At 73.8% G+C, this 18,815-nt stretch carries 21 protein-coding genes; 14 read left to right on the top strand and 7 right to left on the bottom strand.

Going from position 1 to position 18,815, the window contains the following annotated elements:
- Positions 1–6: 6 nt before the first annotated feature.
- From BKA00_RS06755 to BKA00_RS06765, 4 genes are all read right to left on the bottom strand, one after another.
- Complete coding sequence (locus tag BKA00_RS06755; protein ID WP_185024102.1) at positions 7–570, bottom strand: TIGR03086 family metal-binding protein; 564 nt, start codon at positions 568–570, stop codon at positions 7–9.
- Positions 571–635: 65 nt separating this feature from the next.
- Positions 636–1,262, bottom strand: a complete 627-nt coding sequence (locus tag BKA00_RS06760; RefSeq protein ID WP_230299253.1) for a DUF305 domain-containing protein — start codon at positions 1,260–1,262, stop codon at positions 636–638.
- The gene (locus BKA00_RS38160; protein ID WP_221493036.1) at positions 1,259–1,894 is read right to left on the bottom strand and encodes a DUF3105 domain-containing protein; all 636 of its coding nucleotides are present in this window, start codon (positions 1,892–1,894) and stop codon (positions 1,259–1,261) included. Before BKA00_RS38160 ends, BKA00_RS06760 begins: the two co-directional genes overlap by 4 nt.
- Before the next feature lie 103 nt (positions 1,895–1,997).
- Positions 1,998–2,483: a hypothetical protein gene (locus tag BKA00_RS06765; protein WP_185024104.1), complete on the bottom strand. Its 486-nt coding sequence runs from the start codon at positions 2,481–2,483 to the stop codon at positions 1,998–2,000.
- A gap of 244 nt (positions 2,484–2,727) precedes the next feature.
- Between BKA00_RS06765 and BKA00_RS06770 the strand changes: the two genes are divergently transcribed.
- The 7 genes from BKA00_RS06770 to BKA00_RS06800 all read left to right on the top strand — a co-directional run bounded on the left by BKA00_RS06770 (position 2,728) and on the right by BKA00_RS06800 (position 10,251).
- The gene (locus tag BKA00_RS06770; protein WP_221493671.1) at positions 2,728–3,990 is read left to right on the top strand and encodes a replication-associated recombination protein A; all 1,263 of its coding nucleotides are present in this window, start codon (positions 2,728–2,730) and stop codon (positions 3,988–3,990) included.
- A gap of 138 nt (positions 3,991–4,128) precedes the next feature.
- Complete coding sequence (locus BKA00_RS06775) at positions 4,129–4,512, top strand: DUF948 domain-containing protein (protein WP_230299252.1); 384 nt, start codon at positions 4,129–4,131, stop codon at positions 4,510–4,512.
- On the top strand, positions 4,509–4,829 hold the full coding sequence (locus BKA00_RS06780; RefSeq protein ID WP_185024106.1) for a hypothetical protein: 321 nt from the start codon (positions 4,509–4,511) through the stop codon (positions 4,827–4,829). Before BKA00_RS06775 ends, BKA00_RS06780 begins: the two co-directional genes overlap by 4 nt.
- 1 nt (position 4,830) lies before the next feature.
- Entirely contained in the window at positions 4,831–7,500 is a 2,670-nt protein-coding gene (gene alaS, locus BKA00_RS06785) for an alanine--tRNA ligase (RefSeq protein ID WP_185024107.1), read from the top strand.
- Positions 7,501–7,805: 305 nt separating this feature from the next.
- The gene (ruvX, locus tag BKA00_RS06790) at positions 7,806–8,264 is read left to right on the top strand and encodes a Holliday junction resolvase RuvX (RefSeq protein WP_185024108.1); all 459 of its coding nucleotides are present in this window, start codon (positions 7,806–7,808) and stop codon (positions 8,262–8,264) included.
- Positions 8,261–9,421: an endolytic transglycosylase MltG gene (gene mltG, locus BKA00_RS06795; protein ID WP_185024109.1), complete on the top strand. Its 1,161-nt coding sequence runs from the start codon at positions 8,261–8,263 to the stop codon at positions 9,419–9,421. The genes ruvX and mltG overlap by 4 nt, the downstream gene beginning before the upstream one ends.
- The gene (locus BKA00_RS06800) at positions 9,394–10,251 is read left to right on the top strand and encodes a shikimate dehydrogenase (RefSeq protein WP_185024110.1); all 858 of its coding nucleotides are present in this window, start codon (positions 9,394–9,396) and stop codon (positions 10,249–10,251) included. Before mltG ends, BKA00_RS06800 begins: the two co-directional genes overlap by 28 nt.
- Positions 10,252–10,257: 6 nt before the next feature.
- Here the strand turns inward: BKA00_RS06800 and BKA00_RS06805 are convergent, their stop codons facing one another.
- Entirely contained in the window at positions 10,258–11,646 is a 1,389-nt protein-coding gene (locus BKA00_RS06805) for a prenyltransferase/squalene oxidase repeat-containing protein (RefSeq protein ID WP_185024111.1), read from the bottom strand.
- Between the two features lie 152 nt (positions 11,647–11,798).
- Here BKA00_RS06805 and BKA00_RS06810 point away from each other — a divergent pair, with 152 nt between their 5' ends.
- A complete protein-coding gene (locus BKA00_RS06810; RefSeq protein ID WP_185024112.1) occupies positions 11,799–12,500 on the top strand; it encodes an HIT family protein in 702 nt (233 codons plus the stop codon).
- On the opposite strand, the gene BKA00_RS06815 is transcribed toward BKA00_RS06810, so the two are convergent.
- Entirely contained in the window at positions 12,476–13,423 is a 948-nt protein-coding gene (locus tag BKA00_RS06815; protein ID WP_185024113.1) for a carbohydrate kinase family protein, read from the bottom strand. The genes BKA00_RS06810 and BKA00_RS06815 overlap by 25 nt on opposite strands.
- A gap of 5 nt (positions 13,424–13,428) precedes the next feature.
- Positions 13,429–13,920: an NUDIX domain-containing protein gene (locus BKA00_RS06820; RefSeq protein ID WP_185024114.1), complete on the bottom strand. Its 492-nt coding sequence runs from the start codon at positions 13,918–13,920 to the stop codon at positions 13,429–13,431.
- A gap of 534 nt (positions 13,921–14,454) precedes the next feature.
- Between BKA00_RS06820 and infC the strand changes: the two genes are divergently transcribed.
- The 6 genes from infC (at position 14,455) to BKA00_RS06850 (ending at position 18,735) form a co-directional block, all read left to right on the top strand.
- Positions 14,455–14,985, top strand: a complete 531-nt coding sequence (gene infC / locus BKA00_RS06825; protein WP_258943360.1) for a translation initiation factor IF-3 — start codon at positions 14,455–14,457, stop codon at positions 14,983–14,985.
- A 182-nt stretch (positions 14,986–15,167) separates the two neighbouring features.
- Positions 15,168–15,362 (top strand): 50S ribosomal protein L35, encoded by a 195-nt coding sequence (rpmI, locus tag BKA00_RS06830; RefSeq protein WP_067468638.1) that lies wholly within the window; start codon positions 15,168–15,170, stop codon positions 15,360–15,362.
- A gap of 70 nt (positions 15,363–15,432) precedes the next feature.
- Positions 15,433–15,810 (top strand): 50S ribosomal protein L20, encoded by a 378-nt coding sequence (rplT, locus tag BKA00_RS06835; protein ID WP_021597478.1) that lies wholly within the window; start codon positions 15,433–15,435, stop codon positions 15,808–15,810.
- Positions 15,811–15,844: 34 nt separating this feature from the next.
- Positions 15,845–16,684 carry a TrmH family RNA methyltransferase gene (locus BKA00_RS06840; protein ID WP_185024115.1) on the top strand — a complete coding sequence of 280 codons (840 nt, stop codon included), beginning with the start codon at positions 15,845–15,847 and terminating at the stop codon, positions 16,682–16,684.
- Between the two features lie 271 nt (positions 16,685–16,955).
- Positions 16,956–17,459, top strand: a complete 504-nt coding sequence (locus BKA00_RS06845) for an STAS domain-containing protein (RefSeq protein ID WP_185024116.1) — start codon at positions 16,956–16,958, stop codon at positions 17,457–17,459.
- 187 nt (positions 17,460–17,646) lie between these two features.
- Entirely contained in the window at positions 17,647–18,735 is a 1,089-nt protein-coding gene (locus BKA00_RS06850; protein WP_268248252.1) for an ATP-binding protein, read from the top strand.
- Positions 18,736–18,815 lie beyond the last annotated feature (80 nt).

Genomic DNA, 18,815 nt, shown 5'->3' on the forward strand with positions numbered 1-18,815 from the left:
CGGCTCTCAGGCCGAACGGCCCAGGAAGGCGAGCATGCGGGTCTGCTCGTCGGCGCCGCGCGGAGCGGGCAGGGGCGGCGCCAGATGCCCCTCGGACCGCAGTGAGGCGGCGACCACCTGGGCCGTGGCGAACGCGTGGTGGACGAGGTCCGGGTCGAGGCGCGACGGCTGCCCGGTCGCCCGGGCCAGGTCCCAGGCGTGCACCAGCGGCTCCAGGATGTAGCCCTCCAGGAAGTCGCCCAGCGGCAGCTCGCCCAGCCCGTCGAAGGGGATGAGGCGGTCGAGTGCGTCGGGGGTGAGCGCGGCCGCGCACTCCTTGCGGGCCGCCCGCCAGCTCATCAGGACGTCCCCCGCGACGAACCGCGCGGGGTCGGCGTTGACGTCCGGCTCGGGCTGTCCCGAGGCCAGCGCCCGGACCAGGAACTGGCCGCCGGTCACATGGCCGGCGACGTCCCGGGCGGTCCACCCCGCGCAGGGCGACGGCGCGTCCCACCCGTCGCGGTGGACGCCGGCCACCAGGCCCTCGAAGAGGTCGAGGGCCCGGTGGTAGCCGCTGAGGTTGTGAGCCATGGTGGTCAGTGACGCGCGATCCGGCGGCGCTGTCAAGCGCTATCGGGAACCTCGCGGGGACCGGCTCACACGGCGGGGGAGCCGCGCTGCCGGAGCATCGCGTTCATCTGCGCGATCTCGGACTGCTGCCCTTCCGCCATCGTGCGGGCCAGCCGCCGCACCCGGTCGTGCCGGGTGCGCTCCAGCACCGCCCGCGCCATGCCGACGCCGCCGCGATGATGCGCGATCATCAGCTTGAGGAACAGCACCTCGGCGGCGCGGCCGGACGCCTTCTCCAGGTCGGAGAGCTGCCCGCGGGTCGCCATCCCCGGCATCGGGGCCCCCTCGCCGCGGTGGCCGCCGTGCCCGGACATCCAGCGCATGCGGCCGGACGGGTCGGCCTTCGGCAGGCCCCACTCGTCCAGCCAGGCCGTCATCATGCCGATCTGGGCGGACTGGGTGTTGATGATGTCGTAGGCCAGCAGCCGGGTCTCGGGATCGTCCGTGCGGTCCCTGACGATGAACGACATCCGCACCGCCTGGGCGTGGTGGACGCTCATGTCGCGGGCGAAGCCCGCCTCCGGACCGTCCGTGCCGGGCCGTTCCGAGCGGGAGATGGCGAGCGCGACCAGGACGGCTCCCGCGACCAGGACCAGGGCCGCGAGGACGGCGGTGGCCCGCCGCCCCCGCGGCGCCGCGGGGCCCTCGCTCACGGGGTGTCCTTGCCGCCGGAGCAGGCCGCGCCCGGCTCGGGGGTCTGCGGGCCCTTCACGAAGGCCCGCAGGAACTGGTCCACCCGCGCGTCGGCGGCCTGCTGGAGATTCACCTGCCTGCCCCATGCGGTGAGGATGACCGGAGAGTCCTGGTCCGGGTAGGGGCTGAGCAGGGTGTAGTCGGTCGCGGCGACCTTTCCCTTGAGCGCGTCGAGCTGGTCCGCGGGAAGGCCGGGCCGGTAGGTGATCCAGACGGCGCCGTGCTCCAGGGAATGGACGGCGTGCTCGTTCAGCAGCGGCGTCTCGTAGACGCGGCCGTCGCAGTTCTGCCACACGGGGTTGTGGTCGCCGCCCATCGGCGGGCCGGCGTCGTACTTGACGCTGCCGCCGACGTGGCCGCGGCCGAGGCCGTCCTTGGTCACGAGGCCGCGGATGGAGGCGGAGCCGTCGGCGGACGACGACCTGGTCTGCATGAACGTGAAGCCGATGGCGACGACCGCCACCAGGCCGATCACGGCGAAGAACGCGATGCCTCCCCATGGGACCTCGCGCCGCGTCAGCGCGTTCTTCGTGGCGGCCTTGCCGCGCGGGTTCACGTTCCGGGCGTTCTTGTTGCGGGCGCTCTTGGACATGCGGGCGTCCTCTCAGGTGCTGTAGGTCAGAACGGACAGGGCAGCGCCGCATCCGGCTTCGGTGTGGACGCGGGCGGTGCGGACGGCCGGAGGGCCGGTCCTTCTACAGCCGGAGAACCTGGAGGGAGGGCGAGGACCCGGGGGCGAGCCGGGTGCAGGGCGGAGGGGCGAACGTCCAGCCGAGACGGGCGGGCAGGCGCGAGACGGGCCGGCGCGGCACGGCGGCCAGGCCCAGCAGGACGAGGGTGAACAGAACGGCCAGGCACAGGCACGCGTCCATGGGGACGTGCGCGGGCGCCTTCGTCGGGGAGGCGGCCGGCATCAGGGATGCGGCCGGCGCGCCCTGCGCGGGGCCGTGAGAGCCGCTGAGCGGCGCGGCCCCGGCGTCCGGCTGTTCGTGGCCCGTGGACGCAGCCACGGCGCCGACGGGAACGCTCACGGCGTGCTGGGTGCACACGCGCGGCGGGGGTGCGTGGCCCAGCCCGTAGCTGAACACCAGCCCGCCCACGACGAACAGCGCCACGAGCAGCCCTGCCAGCCCGTGGCGTCGACGGGGGGCCGTACCGGACACCGTCACGCTCCTGGTCATGTCTTCCGGGGTGGTCCAACGCCGCAGCCGCCCCGCGGGTTCCCGCCCGCGCGGGCCTGCGGGGCCGTCCGGGGCTGTCAGCGCCGCGAGATAGTGTCGGAGCGTGGCCAGCAGGGTGGAATCGGACGAGCCGGAGGGCCTTTTCGACGCTCCGGAGCGGGACGGTGCGGCCCCGGCGGACGTGCGGGCGGAGCCGCCGGCGGCGCCGGCCCGGGGCGGCGCGGAGCAGCCCCTCGCGGTCCGCATGCGTCCCCGCGCCCTCGACGAGGTCGTCGGGCAGGGGCACCTGCTCGGCCCCGGCACGCCGATCCGGCAGCTCGTCGACCGCGACGTGCCGATGTCGCTCGTGCTGTGGGGGCCGCCGGGCACGGGCAAGACCACCCTCGCCACCGTCGTCAGCCACGTCACCTCCCGCCGGTTCGTGGAGGTCTCCGCGGTCAGCGACGGCGTCAAGCGCGTCCGCGCCGAGATCGACCTGGCGCGCCGGGAGCTCGGCATGACGGGCCGGCAGACGGTCCTGTTCGTCGACGAGGTGCACCGCTTCAACAAGGCCCAGCAGGACGCCCTGCTGCCCGCCGTGGAGAACCGCTGGGTGTCCTTCATCGGCGCCACCACCGAGAACCCGTTCTTCTCCGTCATCAGCCCGCTGCTGTCGCGGTCGCTGCTGCTCACCCTGGAGCCGCTCGGCGAGGACGACCTGCGCGAGGTCGTCCGCCGCGCCCTCACCGAGGAGCGCGGGCTGAACGGGGCGGTCACCCTCGACCCCGCCGCCGAGGACCACCTCATCCGGCTGGCCGGCGGCGACGCCCGCCGCACCCTCACCTACCTGGAGGCGGCCGCGCTCGTCGTCGACGACGGCGGGGTGATCGACGCCGACGTGCTGGAGAAGGCCGTCGACCGGGCCGCCGTCCGCTACGACCGCGAGGGCGACCAGCACTACGACGTCATCAGCGCGTTCATCAAGAGCATCCGCGGCAGCGACGTCGACGCCGCGCTGCACTACCTCGCCCGCATGATCGAGGCCGGCGAGGACGCCCGGTTCATCGCCCGGCGGCTGATCGTGCACGCCAGCGAGGACGTCGGCATGGCCGACCCGACCGCGCTGCAGACCGCGGTCGCCGCCGCGCAGGCGGTGGAGTTCGTCGGCCTGCCCGAGGCCCGCATCAACCTGGCCCAGGCGGTGATCCATCTCTCCCTCGCGCCGAAGTCCAACGCGGTGATCACGGCGGTGGACGGCGCGCTCGGCGACGTCCGCAAGGGGCTCGCCGGGCCTGTGCCGGGCCACCTGCGCGATGCCCACTACCAGGGCGCCGCGAAGATCGGCCACGGGCAGGGCTACAGGTACGCGCACGACCACCCCGGCGGCGTGGTCCGCCAGCAGTACGCGCCCGACGCGGTCGACGGACGGGAGTACTATCGCCCGACCAGGCACGGCGCGGAAGCCCGGTTCACCGAGGTGCTCGCGCGGATCCGATCCGTCCTGCGCGGCACCGCGGACCGGCGGTGATCGTTCTTCGCCGGCCGTTGCTCCCGCCAAGCGGCGTGGTGGACCGGTAAGGTCTGTCAGGCCATGCCCGGCCCCGTGCCGACCTCACGCGAACGGAAAGCCCTGATGCTTAGTGGTGGACAGCTAGCAGGCCTCATCGTGGCCGTGTTCTGGGCGGTGCTCGTCTCGTTCGTCGCGCTCACCCTGCTGAAGCTCTCCAAACTGCTCGACGAGGCCGGCGAGCTCGTCCGCGACATCGGCGAGCAGGCCGGCCCGCTGATGGAGGACATGACCCGGACGGTCAAGCGCGCCAACGAGCAGCTCGGCCGCACCGACGTCATCACCCGGCAGGTCGCCGGCGTCACCCAGAACGTCTCGGCCGTCACCACCGTGATGACGTCGGTGGTCGGCGGGCCGCTGGTGAAGGCCGCCGCCTTCTCCTACGGCGTCCGCAAGGCCCTCGGAAACCGCGACGGGGAGGAGCGCGCCGCGTCCGGACGCCCGGAGCTTCCGGCCCGCTCCCCGGGTAGGGGGCGCAGATGAGGCGGCTGTTCTGGATCTCCGTCGGTGCGGGCGCCGGCGTCTACGCCACGCACCGCGTCAAGCGGCGCGTGGAGCGCTTCACCCGCGCCCTGTCGCCCGAGAGCGTCGCCGCGCGGGCGGTGTCGAGCGGGCAGAGCGCCGGCGAGCGGCTGAGGCTTTTCGCCTCCGACGTCCGTACCGAGATGCGGGCCCGCGAGGAGGAGCTGCGCGAGGCCGTCCGCATGGACCAGGCCCCGCCGGACGGCGGGGGGCCGCAGGCCCGCCGCGTGCTCAAGGCGAGATACACGATCATCGAGAACGACAAGGATGGCCACTGATATGGAGTCGGCAGAGGTCGCACGCCGCTTCCTCGGGTTCTTCGAGGAGCGCGGGCACACGGTGGTGCCCTCGGCCAGCCTGGTCGCCGAGGACCCGACCCTGCTGCTGGTCAACGCCGGCATGGTCCCCTTCAAGCCGTACTTCCTCGGCCAGCGCACCCCTCCCTCCCAGCGGATGACGAGCGCGCAGAAGTGCGTGCGCACGCCCGACATCGAGGAGGTCGGCAAGACCACCCGGCACGCCACCTTCTTCCAGATGCTGGGCAACTTCTCCATCGGCGACTACTTCAAGGAGCAGGCGATCCCCTTCGCCTGGGAGCTGCTGACCCGGTCGCGGGAGGACGGCGGCTTCGGGTTCCCCGAGGAGAAGCTCTGGGTCACCGTCTTCAAGGACGACGACGAGGCCCGCGGCATCTGGCACGAGAAGGTCGGCGTCCCCCTCGACCGCATCCAGCGGCGCGGCATGGAGGACAACTTCTGGTCGATGGGCGTGCCCGGCCCGTGCGGCCCCTGCTCGGAGATCTACTACGACCGCGGCCCCGAGTACGGCCGCGAGGGTGGCCCGGTCGCCGACGAGGACCGGTACCTGGAGGTCTGGAACCTCGTCTTCATGCAGTTCGAGCGGGGCCCCGGGGAGAGCAAGACCGACTTCCCGATCCTCGGCGACCTGCCGGCCAAGAACATCGACACCGGCATGGGCCTGGAGCGCATGGCGGCGATCCTGCAGGGTGTCGACAACATCTACGAGACCGACACCCTCTGGCGGGTCCTCGACCGCGCCGCCGGGCTCACCGGCACCTCCTACGGCCGCGACCACCGCGCGGACGTGTCGCTGCGCGTCGTCGCCGACCACGTCCGCAGCGGCACGATGATGGTCGCCGACGGCATCCGGCCCGGCAACGAGGGCCGCGGCTACGTGCTGCGCCGCATCCTGCGCCGCTCCATCCGCAACCTGCGCCTGCTCGGCGGGCAGGACGCCGGGCTCATGCACGAGCTGACCGCCGTCTCGATCCAGGCGATGGGCGAGCAGTACCCGGAGCTGGTGCGCACCGCCGCGAACATCCACACCGTCATCGACGCGGAGGAGGAGTCCTTCCTCCAGACCCTGCGCACCGGCACCGCGATCTTCGACACCGCCGTCGACGACACCAAGCGCTCCGGCGGCGCGACCCTGGCGGGCGAGCAGGCGTTCAAGCTGCACGACACCTACGGCTTCCCGATCGACCTCACCCTGGAGATGGCGTCCGAGCAGGGCCTCCAGGTGGACGAGGAGGGCTTCCGCCGGCTCATGAAGGAGCAGCGGGACCGCGCGAAGAAGGACGCCCGCGACAAGAAGACCGGCAACCTCGACGTCTCCGTCCTGGACGAGCTGCTCACCGGCGCCGGCGGCAGGGTCGACTTCACCGGCTACGGCAGCCTGGCCGGCGACGCCCGCCTCGTGGGGCTGCTGGTGAACGGCGCCAACGCGCCCGCCGCCGGCGAGGGAACCGACGTCGAGGTCGTCCTCGACCGCACCCCGTTCTACGCCGAGGGCGGCGGCCAGCTCGCCGACCACGGCCTGATCAGGTTCGGCAACGGCGCCGTGGTCGAGGTGACCGACGTGCAGGCGCCCCTCGCCGGGCTCATCGTGCACCGCGGGCGGGTCCGCAGCGGCGAGGCGCAGGCCGGCGACACCGCCTACGCCGAGGTCGACGTGGAGCGGCGCCGGGCGATCTCCCGCTCGCACACCGCGACCCACCTGGTGCACGCCGGGTTCCGCCGCGCGCTCGGCGAGTCCGCCGCGCAGGCCGGGTCGGAGAACTCGCCCGGCCGGTTCCGGTTCGACTTCACCGCGTCCGGCGCCGTCCCCGCGAGCGTGCTGCGCGACGTCGAGGACGAGGTCAACGAGGTCCTGGTCGGCGATCTGGACGTGCGCGCCTTCCACACCTCGATCGACGAGGCCCGCGCGATGGGCGCGCTCGCGCTGTTCGGCGAGAAGTACGGCGACGAGGTCCGGGTCGTCGAGGTCGGCGACTACTCCCGCGAGCTGTGCGGCGGCACCCACGTCGCCCGCAGCGGGCAGCTCGGCCTGGTCAAGGTGCTGGGCGAGTCGTCCATCGGCGCCGGCGTCCGCCGCGTCGAGGCGCTCGTCGGCATCGACGCCTTCCGCTTCCTGGCCCGCGAGAGCGTCCTCGTGGCGCAGCTCGCCGAGCAGATGAAGACCCGCAAGGAGGAGCTGCCCGAGCGCGTCTCCGGCGTGGTCGCCCGGCTGCGGGACGCCGAGAAGGAGCTGGAGAAGCTCCGCTCCCAGCAGGTCCTCGCGATCGCCGGGTCCCTCGCCGAGGGCGCCAAGGACGTGGCGGGCACCGCGTTCGTGGGGCACCGCGCCCCCGACGGCACCGGCGCCGACGACCTGCGCAAGCTCGCCGTCGACATCCGCGGCCGCCTCACCTCGCGCCCCGCGGTCGTGATGGTCGCGGGCGTGCCGAAGGACCGCCCCGTCGTGGTCGTCGCCGTCACCCAGGGCGCGCGCGACCGCGGCCTCAAGGCCGGCGCCCTCGTCGGCCTGGCCGCCAAGGCGCTCGGCGGGGGCGGCGGCGGCAAGGACGACCTGGCCCAGGGGGGCGGCGCCAACCCCGCCGCGATCGGCGACGCCCTCGCCGCCGTCGAGCAGGCGGTAGGGGCGGCGTGAGCCCGGCACGACGGGACAGGAGAAACGAGTCTCGCCGCCGAGCGGAGGCGAGGCGATGAGGCCCGTGAGGAGCGCGGCGCCGGGTGGACTGAGGAGCGCGCGGAGCGACGGAGGAGTGAGCACGCGACGAGGGAAGCCGGTGCCGGGTTGCGCTCCGAGCCGCCGAGCGGAGGCGAGGCGATGAGGCCCGTGAGGAGCGCGGCGCCGGGTGGACTGAGGAGCGCGCGGAGCGACGGAGGAGTGAGCACGCGACGAGGGAAGCCGGTGCCGGGTTGCGCTCCGAGCCGCCGAGCGGAGGCGAGGCGATGAGGCAGGGCGTGCGACTGGGGGTCGATGTCGGGAGCGTGCGCGTCGGGGTCGCCCGGTGCGATCCGGGCGGGATCCTCGCTTCTCCCCTGGAGACCGTGAAGAGCGGCAAGGGCGACGTCGACCGGCTCGTCGACCTGGTCGCCGAGCACGGGGCGATCGAGGTCGTCGTGGGGCTGCCGACGTCGCTGTCGGGCCGGGAGGGGCCCGCGGCGCGGTCGGCCCGCAGGTTCGCGGCCAGGCTCGCCGACCGCCTCCCCCCGGAGACCGTGCGGCTGCACGACGAGCGGCTCACCACCGTCACCGCCGAGAGCGGCCTGCGGGCCGGCGGCGTGCACGGCCAGGCCCGGCGCAAGGTGGTCGACCAGGCCGCCGCGGCGGTCCTGCTCCAGGCGGCCCTCGACGCCGAGCGGTTGACCGGACGCCCCCCGGGCGAGATCGTCCAGGGGAGCCCATGAACGACTTGGACCTCTTCTCCGACCCGTACGGCGACGGGCCTCCGTCCGAGGAGCCGCGCGGCAGGCGGGACCAGCGGCGGCGGCGCAAGCGCCAGAAGCGCCGCAAGCGCAGCGGGCGCGCCGCCGCGCTGTTCGCGATGGCGTTCCTCGTGGCCGTGTTCGGTACCGGCGGCGTCCTCGGGTACGCGTGGCTCGACAACAAGTGGCATCCGCCGGACTACGACGGCGCGGGGTCCGGCAAGGTCACCGTCCAGATCAAGGACGGCGCGACCGGGTCGGTGATCGGGACGACGCTGGAGCAGCACCAGGTGGTCAAGAGCTCCGAGGCGTTCGTGAAGACCTACAACAAGGAGACGCGCGCCTCCAGCATCCAGCCGGGCTTCTACCAGATGCGGCTGCGGATGTCGTCGGCCGCGGCGGTGGCGCTGCTGCTGGACCCGAAGTCGCGGGCCGGGAACCAGGTCGTGATCCCCGAGGGCCGCCGGGCCGTCGAGGTCTACGAGCTGCTGGCGAAGAAGACCGGCATCTCCGTCAAGGAGTTCCAGGCGGTGGCGAAGCGGCCGAAGAGCCTCGGGCTGCCCGCCTACGCGCGGGGCAAGGTCGAGGGGTACCTGTACCCGGGGCGCTACGACCTTGACCCGAACGGCACCGCGGAGCAGATCCTCAAGGAGATGGTGGGGCGCTTCAACAAGGAGGCCGCCGGCGTCGACCTCGTCGCCGAGGCGCGCAAGGCGAACATGAACCCGGCGACGGTCATCACGCTCGCCAGCCTGGTCCAGGCCGAGGGCGGCAAGCCCAGCGACCTGCCGAAGATCTCCCGGGTCATCTACAACCGGGTGGAGAAGGGCATGAAGCTGCAGTTCGACACCACGGTCCTGTACGCGCTGAACGAGCGTCGGCTCACCGTCACCGAGAAGGACCTGCTGACCCCCTCGCCCTACAACACCTACCTGCACGCGGGTCTGCCGCCCGGCCCGATCTCCAATCCGGGCCCGGACGCGATCGAGGCGGCGCTGGCCCCGGAGGAGGGGACGTGGCTGTACTTCATCGCCACCGACCCGACGAACAAGGTCACCAAGTTCGCCACGACGGAGCAGCAGCGGCTGGCGATCGAGAAGGAGTTCCGGGCATGGCAGAAGGCGCACCCGGGCCAGTGACCGGCGGGGCGGGCCGCCGCGCGGCGGTGCTGGGGTCGCCGATCGCCCATTCGCTGTCGCCGGTGCTGCACCGGGCGGCGTACGCGGCGATGGGGCTGGACGACTGGTCCTACGACGCGGTCGAGTGCGGCGAGGACGGCCTGGCCGCGGTGCTGGAGGGGCTCGGGCCCGAATGGGCGGGCCTGTCGCTGACCATGCCGCTCAAGCGCGTCGCGCTCGGCCTCGTGGACACGGTCTCGGACCTCGCGGTGAAGGTCGGGGGCGCGAACACGATCGTTCTTCGGGACGGGCGGCGGCACGGCGACAACACCGACGTGCACGGCATCGAGACCGCGCTCGCCGAGGCGGGGCTGAAGGCTCCGGCCACGGCGCTGGTGCTGGGCGGCGGCGCGACGGCCGCGTCCGCGCTGGCGGCGCTCGCCCGGCTCGGCACGCGCGAGGCGGTCCTCGCGGCGCGCACCCCGGAGCGCGCCGCGGGCGCGGCCGGGGTGGGGGAGCGGTTCGGGCTCGCGGTCCGGGTCGTGAAGCTCGACGAGGCGCCGGCGCACCTCCCGGCGGAGCTCGTGGTGTCGACGCTGCCCGGGCGGGCCGCCGACGCGTTCGCCGCCCCGGTCGCCGAGTCCGGCGCGGCCGTCTTCGACGTCGTGTACGCGCCGTGGCCGACGGCGCTCGCGGTGGCCGTCGAGCGAGCGGGCGGCACGGTCGTCGGCGGGTTCGCGATGCTCCTGCACCAGGCCGTCCGGCAGGTGGCCCTGATGACCGGCCGCGACGACGTGCCGGTGGAGGCGATGCGCGCCGCGGGCGAGGCGGAGCTCGCCCGCCGCGCCTGACCCGCCTCAGGGCGGGGCGCGCTGGGCACGGCGCCGCTTCACCGACTCGTCGATGCTGGTGAGGACGATGGGCAGGATCACGCTGAGCCAGAAGTCCTTCCAGCCCCACACGCCGGCGGCGACGCCGAGCGCGCTGCCGGCGCACACCAGGCTCAGCAGGCACGCCGCCCAGTGCCGCTGGACCATCCCGACCGGGTCGACGATGGGGCGGTGCGGGAGCAGGTCGGCCAGCGGACGCTCCCGGGCGTGGGCGCGCTGCACGACCATCGCGTCCGGAAGCCAGTGCAGGACGTCGGCGTTCCCGGCGAGCGGGACCCGGGAGAGCGCGACCAGCGTCTCCAGCCGCCACCACAGCGTCCACAGCGACGTGAGCCCGCTGCCCGGGTAGCCGTTCCAGCGCGGGTCGGCGACCTCGCCGCGCACCAGCGTCCGGAACGCGCGGGCGACGGTCGGCCCGTGCGGTCCGCGCGGGTCCCGCAGCAGCGCGGTGAGCGCGATCGGCAGCCCGTAGTGCCACAGGGCGAGCCGCCACACCGGCTCCGGCCCGGCGCCGCGTCCCGACAGGGTGCTCGGCGAGACGCCGTAGGTCTCTATCCAGGTGTGGTCGTCGTCGGGGTCGAGGTTCCTCAGCAGCCAGTCGTAGGCGTCCATCAGCCGCTCGGTCCTCAGGTCCGGGCGCGCCTCGGCCAGCGTCACCAGCGCGAACGCGGTGTGCGTGACGGTGGGCCGGGACGCCTGCGTCGGGCCCCAGGCGGGACGGTGCGCGGTCCGGTCCGCCGTCAGCCACTCCACGCCGCGGTCGACGGCGGGGTCGTAGGGGTTGAGCGCGCTGAGCGCGCGCAGCGCCAGGCAGGTCAGCCACACCCGGGACGGGCAGCCGTGCAGCGAGCCCCATCCGCCGTCGGGGTTCTGGTTGTACAGCAGCCACCGGTAGGCGCGCTCCAGGTCGGGAGCGTCCTCGCGCAGGCCGCAGCGGGCGCGGGCGAGGAAGCGCGCGATCCAGCCGGTGGCCTCGACCACCGGCATGCCGAGGCTGGTCTTGGTGGCCCAGCCGCCGTCGCGCAGCGGGTCGTCGGACCGGGTCTGCCGGGCGGCGAGGAGTTCCAGGCCGTCGTCGAAGTGCTCGAACGGCCGTCCCGCCTCGGCGAACGCCATCAGTCCGAGGGCGGTGGCGGTGGTGCCGGGCTCCGGCCGGGCGAGCTCGTGGTACCAGCCCCCGCCGGCGCCGAGCGCGGGGGCGTAGGTGTCGCGCAGGACGTCCAGGGACTCGTTCAGGCGGGCGTCGAGGACGGCCAGGTCGATGCCCGGGGCGTCGGCGCCGCGGCGCCAGGCGGCGGAGCGGGCGGCGCGGGGCGCACGGGGCGCACGGGAAGGGAGCGGGGGTGTCTGGTTCACGTTCTTGCCTTCTGCTCTTGTTATTCCCGGCGGGCCAGGATTTGTACCTCGCCCGTTCCGCGTCTGTATCCGCCGCCGCAGCGAGCGCGGGGGTGCGGTACCGGGCACGCTTGAGGAAGACCGCTCCCACGTTCCGCGATGCTGGAGGTGGCTTGGCCGAACCGACCGTCCAGAACGAGCCCGATCACGACTGCGTCCTGTGCCCCCCGCTGCGGTTCCGCTTCAACGCCATGGCCGGCCTGCCCGGCGAGGCGGGCGTCATCGCCGGTGACCGCGACTTCTTCCTGATCCCGGACGTCGCGCCGCTCGCCGACGGGCACCTCCTGCTGGTGACGCGCGAGCACCACCAGTGCGCCGGAGACTTCTCCGGGCCGATGTGGGAGCGCGCGCTGGGGTGGCGCGACCGCGTGGCCCGCCTCTACCGGGAGGCGTACGGATCCGGTGGCCTGCTGCTGTTGGAGCACGGACCGGCGAGCTCCCAGGGCGGCGGCGCGTGCATCGACCACGCGCACTGGCACTTCCTCCCCGGCATGACGGGCGTACGCGCGGTCGTGGAGGGGCAGGGGCACCCGGGTGTTCCGGCTGATCATGCGGCTCTCCGGGCCCGCTACCGCGCCGGTCGCTCCTACCTGCTGATCGAGGAGGACGGCGTCGCGACCGTCCACCCGGGCGACGGCGTGCCGAGCCAGTTCCTGCGCTGGGCCGTGGCGTCGGCCGACCCGGGCCGGGCCTGGCGGTGGCAGGAGACCTTCGGGCTGCCCACCACCAGGCGACGCTTCCTGCGCACGCTGCGGGCGATGCGGGCGGCGGCCGCCCCGTCCGGCACGGATCAGCCTCCCGACAGCCACCAGTAGAGCTCGCACGAGGTCAGCCGGTCCCCGTACCCCGCCCGCGGCGCCCCGTCTCCGTAGCCGGTGGAGTACACCACCGGCGGCCGTCCCCGCTGGTGGGCGAGCACCCGTTCCAGGGACGTCGGACCGAACCGCAGCAGCCACAGGGGGCCTCCGGGGACGGCGCGGTCGAGGACCGGCAGCAGATCCCGCGGTTCCCGGCCGCCCTCCGGCGGCGGCTGCCCGAGCAGGCGCGCGAGGGTGTGCGCCTCCGAGACGACGAGATCGGCCCGCCGCAGGACCGGCAGTACGCAGGACGCCGGGACCCGCGCGTCCATGTCGTGGGGGACGACGTCGAACGCGACCCGCGTGCCCGCCGCGCGCGCCGTGCGCACCGCCTCGTGGACCGCCTCCCGGGACCCGGGGGCCAGCAGCGAGTATCCGTCCACGGCCAGCACGTCGGCGTCCTCGATCCCGTCCGCGGCCGCGCGCACGTCCGCCGCGGTGAGCCGCCGGGCGGGCGGCTCGTCCTGGACGACCAGCAGCCGGACGCCGGGTCCGCCGCCGTCCGCGGCGGAGCCGTCGAGCAGCATCACCGACACGCCGTTCGGGACGCCGGGCTCGACGACCAGGCGGTGGGCCGCGCCGATCCGGCCCAGTTCGCGGCGGATCGCCTCCGTGTAGTCGTCGTCGCCGACCTTGGCCAGCACGCCGACCCGGCGGAAGTGGCGCACCGCGCAGCGGGCGAGGTTGACCGCGGTCCCCGCGGCGAGCACGCGGGCCGGCGCGTAGCAGAGCCGGTCGGCGTCGAGTTCGGCGAAGCGGACGCCCGACAGGCTCGCGCGCACCTCGATCACCGCGTCCCCGATGACGAAGAGCGCGAAGCGGCGCTCGGCGGCGCCGTCGAGACCCGGCCATTCGAGGGGCGATCGGAACGGCGCCGTCACCCGGCTCAGCCGATCGGAAGCAGGAAGGCCCGCATCACCGGGCGCAGGCTCGGGATGAGGTCGTACCCGCCGGCCTCGCGCAGCGGCACCCAGGCGCACCGGTCCAGATGGTCGCTGACGTCCTGGTTCTCCAGGGTGGCGTCCAGGGTCACGGGCCGGCAGCGGCGCGCCGCCGCCACCACCCGGATCTGCCCGCCGGGATGCCCGCGGTCGGGCATGAACCACTGCCACAGGTGGAACGGCGGCCCCGGATCGATCTTCAGACCGACCTCCTCCCAGACCTCGCGGCGGATGTGGTCGTCGAGATCGAGGTCGGCCTCCTCCTCCAGCCGCCCGCCGGGCACCTCCCAGCGGCCGGGGTGGAACGGGTCCGTGGCGGCCTTGCGGACCAGCAGCAGCCGCCCGCCCGAGACGATGAACGCCTTCTGCGCGAACTGGAGCCGGGCCGGCGGCGTGGCGGTGAGCGGGCCGGCGGCGCCGGCGTCGACCGAGGGCATCGCGGGGAAACCTCCCTGGTGCCGGCCCCACCGGGCCGTCTCGGCTCTACCGTAACAATCGGCGGCCCGCGCGCCGAGACGCCCGCCCGGCCAGAACACTCTCACTTGTCCGCGGGCCGCGGGCACCGGGAATGGCGCCGCCTCCCTGCCTGTTGTACCGGAAGGCGTACCCTCATCCGGGCTCTCGCGCGGTATGCGGCGGGAGAGCGTCCGGCATGACGCACCCGGCCCCACTGGGTGGTATTCTTGGTGGTCGACCGGCCTTGTGCGCGCGACCAGATGGTGGCGCGTGCCGGGCGCTCAAGCGGAGGCCACCTCCCACCTGACCGGCTGCAAGGCCGGTGGGTCTCGGTCCGGCGAACGGGCGCTGAGCCCGTCCCGTCGTCGTTTCCGGGCGGCGTGTCCGTCCCGGGAGACCGAAGGTGGCCCCGTGCGTGAGTCGTGCGGGGCTTTTCTCGTGGAAGCCTCGGGGTACGACCGGTCCAATGAACTTGCGAACGGCCCCTAGGAGGTCCCATCAGCGCCGAACCGCGTATCAACGACCGCATTCGCGTGCCCGAGGTCCGGCTCGTCGGCCCGAACGGCGAACAGGTGGGCATCGTGCCCATCGCCAAGGCCCTTGAACTCGCGCGTGAGTCGGACCTCGACCTCGTCGAGGTGGCGCCCACCGCGCGTCCGCCCGTCGCGAAGCTCATGGACTACGGCAAGTTCAAGTACGAGTCCGCGATGAAGGCGCGTGAGGCGCGGAAGAACCAGGCGCACACGGTCATCAAGGAGATCAAGCTCCGCCCGAAGATCGACCCGCACGACTACGAGACCAAGAAGGGTCACGTGGTGCGGTTCCTGAAGGCCGGGGACAAGGTGAAGGTCACGATCATGTTCCGTGGTCGTGAGCAGTCCCGTCCCGAGCTCGGTTTCCGGCTGCTGCAGCGGCTCGCCGACGATGTCGAGGAGCTCGGCTTCGTCGAGTCGCGGCCCAAGCAGGACGGCCGAAACATGATCATGGTGCTCGGTCCGCACAAGAAGAAGACGGCCCGCGGGCAGGAGTCGGAGACCACCGTCTGACGGCCGTTTCCGGGGCCGGCCTCGCGGCGGTCCCCATCGCGGCCTCGCGGTCGAGCGAAGTCGCGGCGTACGTACATTGAAGCCTGACCTGGCGCGTCCACGCATCGTCGTGCGATGCGCCGATCAGGCGCGCCTCCGTGCCGGTCGGCACGGAGGCCGGAAAGAGGGAGACGACGGCGACCATGCCGAAGACCAAGACCCACAGCGGTGCCAAGAAGCGCTTCAAGCTGACCGGCTCCGGCAAGGTGATGCGCCGCCGCGCCAACAAGAACCACCTGCTCGAGCACAAGCCGACCAAGCGGACGCGCCGGCTGTCCGGCCCCGCCGTGGTGGCCGACGCCGACGCCAAGAACATCAAGAAGCTGCTGCGCAAGTAGCACTCGACCAGGAACATCAGCCGACCGGCCGAGGCCAGCACGGCCCCGGCCCCCACGAAGGAGTCAGCACGTGGCACGCGTGAAGCGGGCGGTCAACGCCGCCAAGAAGCGTCGGGTCGTCCTGGAGCGGTCGAGCGGCTACCGCGGGCAGCGCTCGCGCCTGTACCGCAAGGCCAAGGAGCAGCAGCTCCACTCGATGACCTACGCCTTCCGGGACCGCAAGGACCGCAAGGGCCAGTTCCGCCGGCTGTGGATCCAGCGGATCAACGCCGCGGCCCGCGCCAACGGCATCACCTACAACCGGTTCATCCAGGGCCTGAAGGCCGCCGAGGTCGAGGTCGACCGGCGCATGCTCGCCGAGCTCGCCGTCAACGACGCCCCGGCTTTCGCCGCCCTGGTCAAGGTGGCCAAGGACGCGCTGCCGGCCGAGGGTTCGGAGGCGGCCTGAGCCGGGGGGCCGGCACACGGGCGATCACAGCGACATGGCGGGCCGCGAGCTGACCTCTCTCCGATCACCACGGGTGAAGGCCGCTCGGCGGCTCGCCAAACGCGCGTTCCGGCGCCGTGAGAACCGGTTCCTCGCCGAGGGGCCGCAGGCGGTGCGGGAGGCGCTGCGGATCCCCGGCGGGCTCGCCGAGCTTTTCACCACGGCCGAGGCGGAGGCCCGCCACCCCGAGCTGGTGCTCGCCGCCGAGCGCGCCGGCGCGCCGGTGCTGCGCGTCAGCGGCGAGATCATGGCGGAACTCGCCCAGACCGTCACCCCGCAGGGGCTGCTGGCGGTCTGCGAGTTCGTCGACGTCCCGCTGGAGCGGGCGCTGGAGAACGGCCCGCGGCTGGTGACCGTGCTGGCGCACGTCCGCGACCCCGGCAACGCGGGAACCGTCCTGCGCACCGCCGACGCCGCGGGCTCGGAGACGGTCGTGTTCACCGACGCGTCCGTCGACCCCTACAACGGCAAGTGCGTCCGCGCCTCCGCGGGCAGTCTGTTCCACCTGCCGGTCGTCGTCGGCCCCCGGTTCGACACGCTGATCCCCGAGCTGAAGGGCGCGGGCCTGACGGTCCTCGCCGCCGACGGCGCGGGCGACCGCACCCTCGACGAGGCGATCGACGAGGGGGTGCTCGCGCGCCCCACCGCCTGGGTGTTCGGGAACGAGGCGTGGGGGCTGCCCGAGGAGATCCTGCGGCATGTGGACGAGGTCGTCCGCGTGCCGATCTACGGGCATGCCGAGAGCCTGAACCTCGCGACGGCCGCGGCCGTATGCCTCTACGCGTCCGCCCGCGCCCAGCGCGGCTCCCAGGGTGAGGGCCCGCGCCGTACGTGACGCACGGCGAGGTCGCGGTGTTTCACTGCATTCTGTGATCGAATGGCCGCATGCGGTCGCCATTGGCGCCGCCTCGTGACAGGTGAGCTGGGAAGATGGTCTCCGCGTGGACGCGGGGGCACGGGGGCCCGCCGCCGCGCGGGGCTCGTCCGCGGGTAGGAGCGAGAACCGCGACCGGCGGGGGATCACGCCGTCGCGGAACCGCGCCTAACGTGTTGATCAGTGGGTTGACCAGGGCGGCGATGGGGCCGCACAGAGTGGGGGCGAGCGTATGACCGAGGACAGCAGGCGGGCCGGAAGGGCGGGCCGGCGTCCACCGGCGGTGCGGTGCCGGGCCGGAGCGGTCCGGGCCTCCGCCGTCCCGGACGCCGCCCCCGGCGTTTCCGGCGCGCACGCCGGCGACGGGCTCCGCATCGAGACCTCCCGGGTCGCGGCCGGCACGGCCGTCGTCGCGGTGGCGGGGGAGATCGACCTGCGCACGGCCGGCCCGCTGCGCGACCGGCTCGTCGAGACGCACGGGCGGCTGCCGGGGACGGGGCCGCGCCGCCTGGTGGCCGACTTCGCCGCCGTCCCGTTCTGCGACGCGGCCGGGCTCGGCGCGCTGGTCGCCGCGCACAACCAGATCTCCGCCGACGGCGGCGAGATCGCGCTCGCCGGTGTGCGGCCCGCCCAGCTGCGGCTGCTGAGGATCACCGGCCTGCACCGGCTGTTCGCGATCCACCGCGACGTCGAGGCCGCGCTGTCCGGTCATGACTCGCCCACGAGGTCCGGATGAGGGCGCGAACCGCTGATGAGGCCCTCCGGGGGAGACGGCGACACCCGGCCGGGAGGCTACACATGCCTTGCCGCGAGGCGGTTTCCGGGTCCCGTTAGGGGCCCGACTCCGGCTAGAGTCTCTTTCCGACAGGCCGCGTTCCCATCGGTGTCTGGAGGCCGCTGTGGGCGGAGAGGAATCCCCTCTCGTGGCCGCGCGCGGACCCGGGACGGGGTCCGGGCCGGGCCTCGAGGGGGGCGGCCCGGACGACCTGCCCGACGGGCTGATGGTCGCCGGCCGGGACGCCCGCGTCATCGTGTTCAACGCCGCCGCCGCGCGGATCACCGGGGTTCCCGCCGGATCGGCGGTGGGCCGCGACTTCCGCGACGTCCTGCCCCTGCACGACGCCGAGGGCCGCGACTGGTGGAAGTGCCTGGCCCCCTACGACGGCCTGTCCACCCGGACGCGCCATCCCGAGCGCGTGCTGTTCCTCCCCGGCGGCACCGAGGTGCTCGTGACCGCGGCGTACCGGCGCGACGCCGACCGCCGTGTGGAACGCTTCACCGTGTGCCTGCGCGACGCCCTGCACCGCGCCCGGCAGGAGCGCGACCGCGCCGACCTCGTCTCCACCGTCGCCCACGAGCTGCGCTCCCCGCTCACCAGCGTCAAGGGGTTCACCGCGACGCTGCTGGCCAAGTGGCACCGCTTCAACGACGACCAGAAGCGGGTGATGCTGGAGACCGTCAACGCCGACGCCGACCGGGTCACCCGGCTGATCACCGAGCTGCTGGACGTGTCCCGCATCGAGTCGGGGCGGCTGGAGATGCGCCGCCAGGTCGTCGATCTCCCCGACGAGGTCCGCAAGGTCATCGCGGGCCGCGTCGCGGCCGGGGAGCCGGAGGACCGCTTCCGCTTCGAGACGCGCGGCGAGCTGCCCGAGATGTGGCTCGATCCCGACAAGATGGATCAAATCCTCGGCAACCTCGTCGAAAACGCGGTGCGCCACGGGGCGGGCACTGTCACCATTGTGGTGGAGCCGGACGCACACAAGGAGGGGGCGGCCGTGTCGGTGCGCGACGAGGGCGAGGGCATTCCGCCCGAGGCCGTCCAGCGCGTCTTCCGGCAGTTCTGGCGCGGCCCCGGCGGCAGCCGCCGCGGCGGCACCGGGCTCGGGCTCTACATCGTCAAGGGGCTGGTCGAGGCGCACGGCGGTGTGATCACCGTGCGGCGGGCGCCCGGCGGCGGCGCCGAGTTCCGATTTACCGTGCCCGCAGGGGCCCCCGACTACGCCGGCTGACCCGCGGTCCACGCCGCGGCACGGCATCGGGCCCCTGGTCGGGCCAGCGCGTCACGCGCACGCTTTCCGGATGTTCTCCG

This window comes from Actinomadura coerulea (assembly GCF_014208105.1).
Classification (GTDB): Bacteria; Actinomycetota; Actinomycetes; order Streptosporangiales; family Streptosporangiaceae; genus Spirillospora; species Spirillospora coerulea.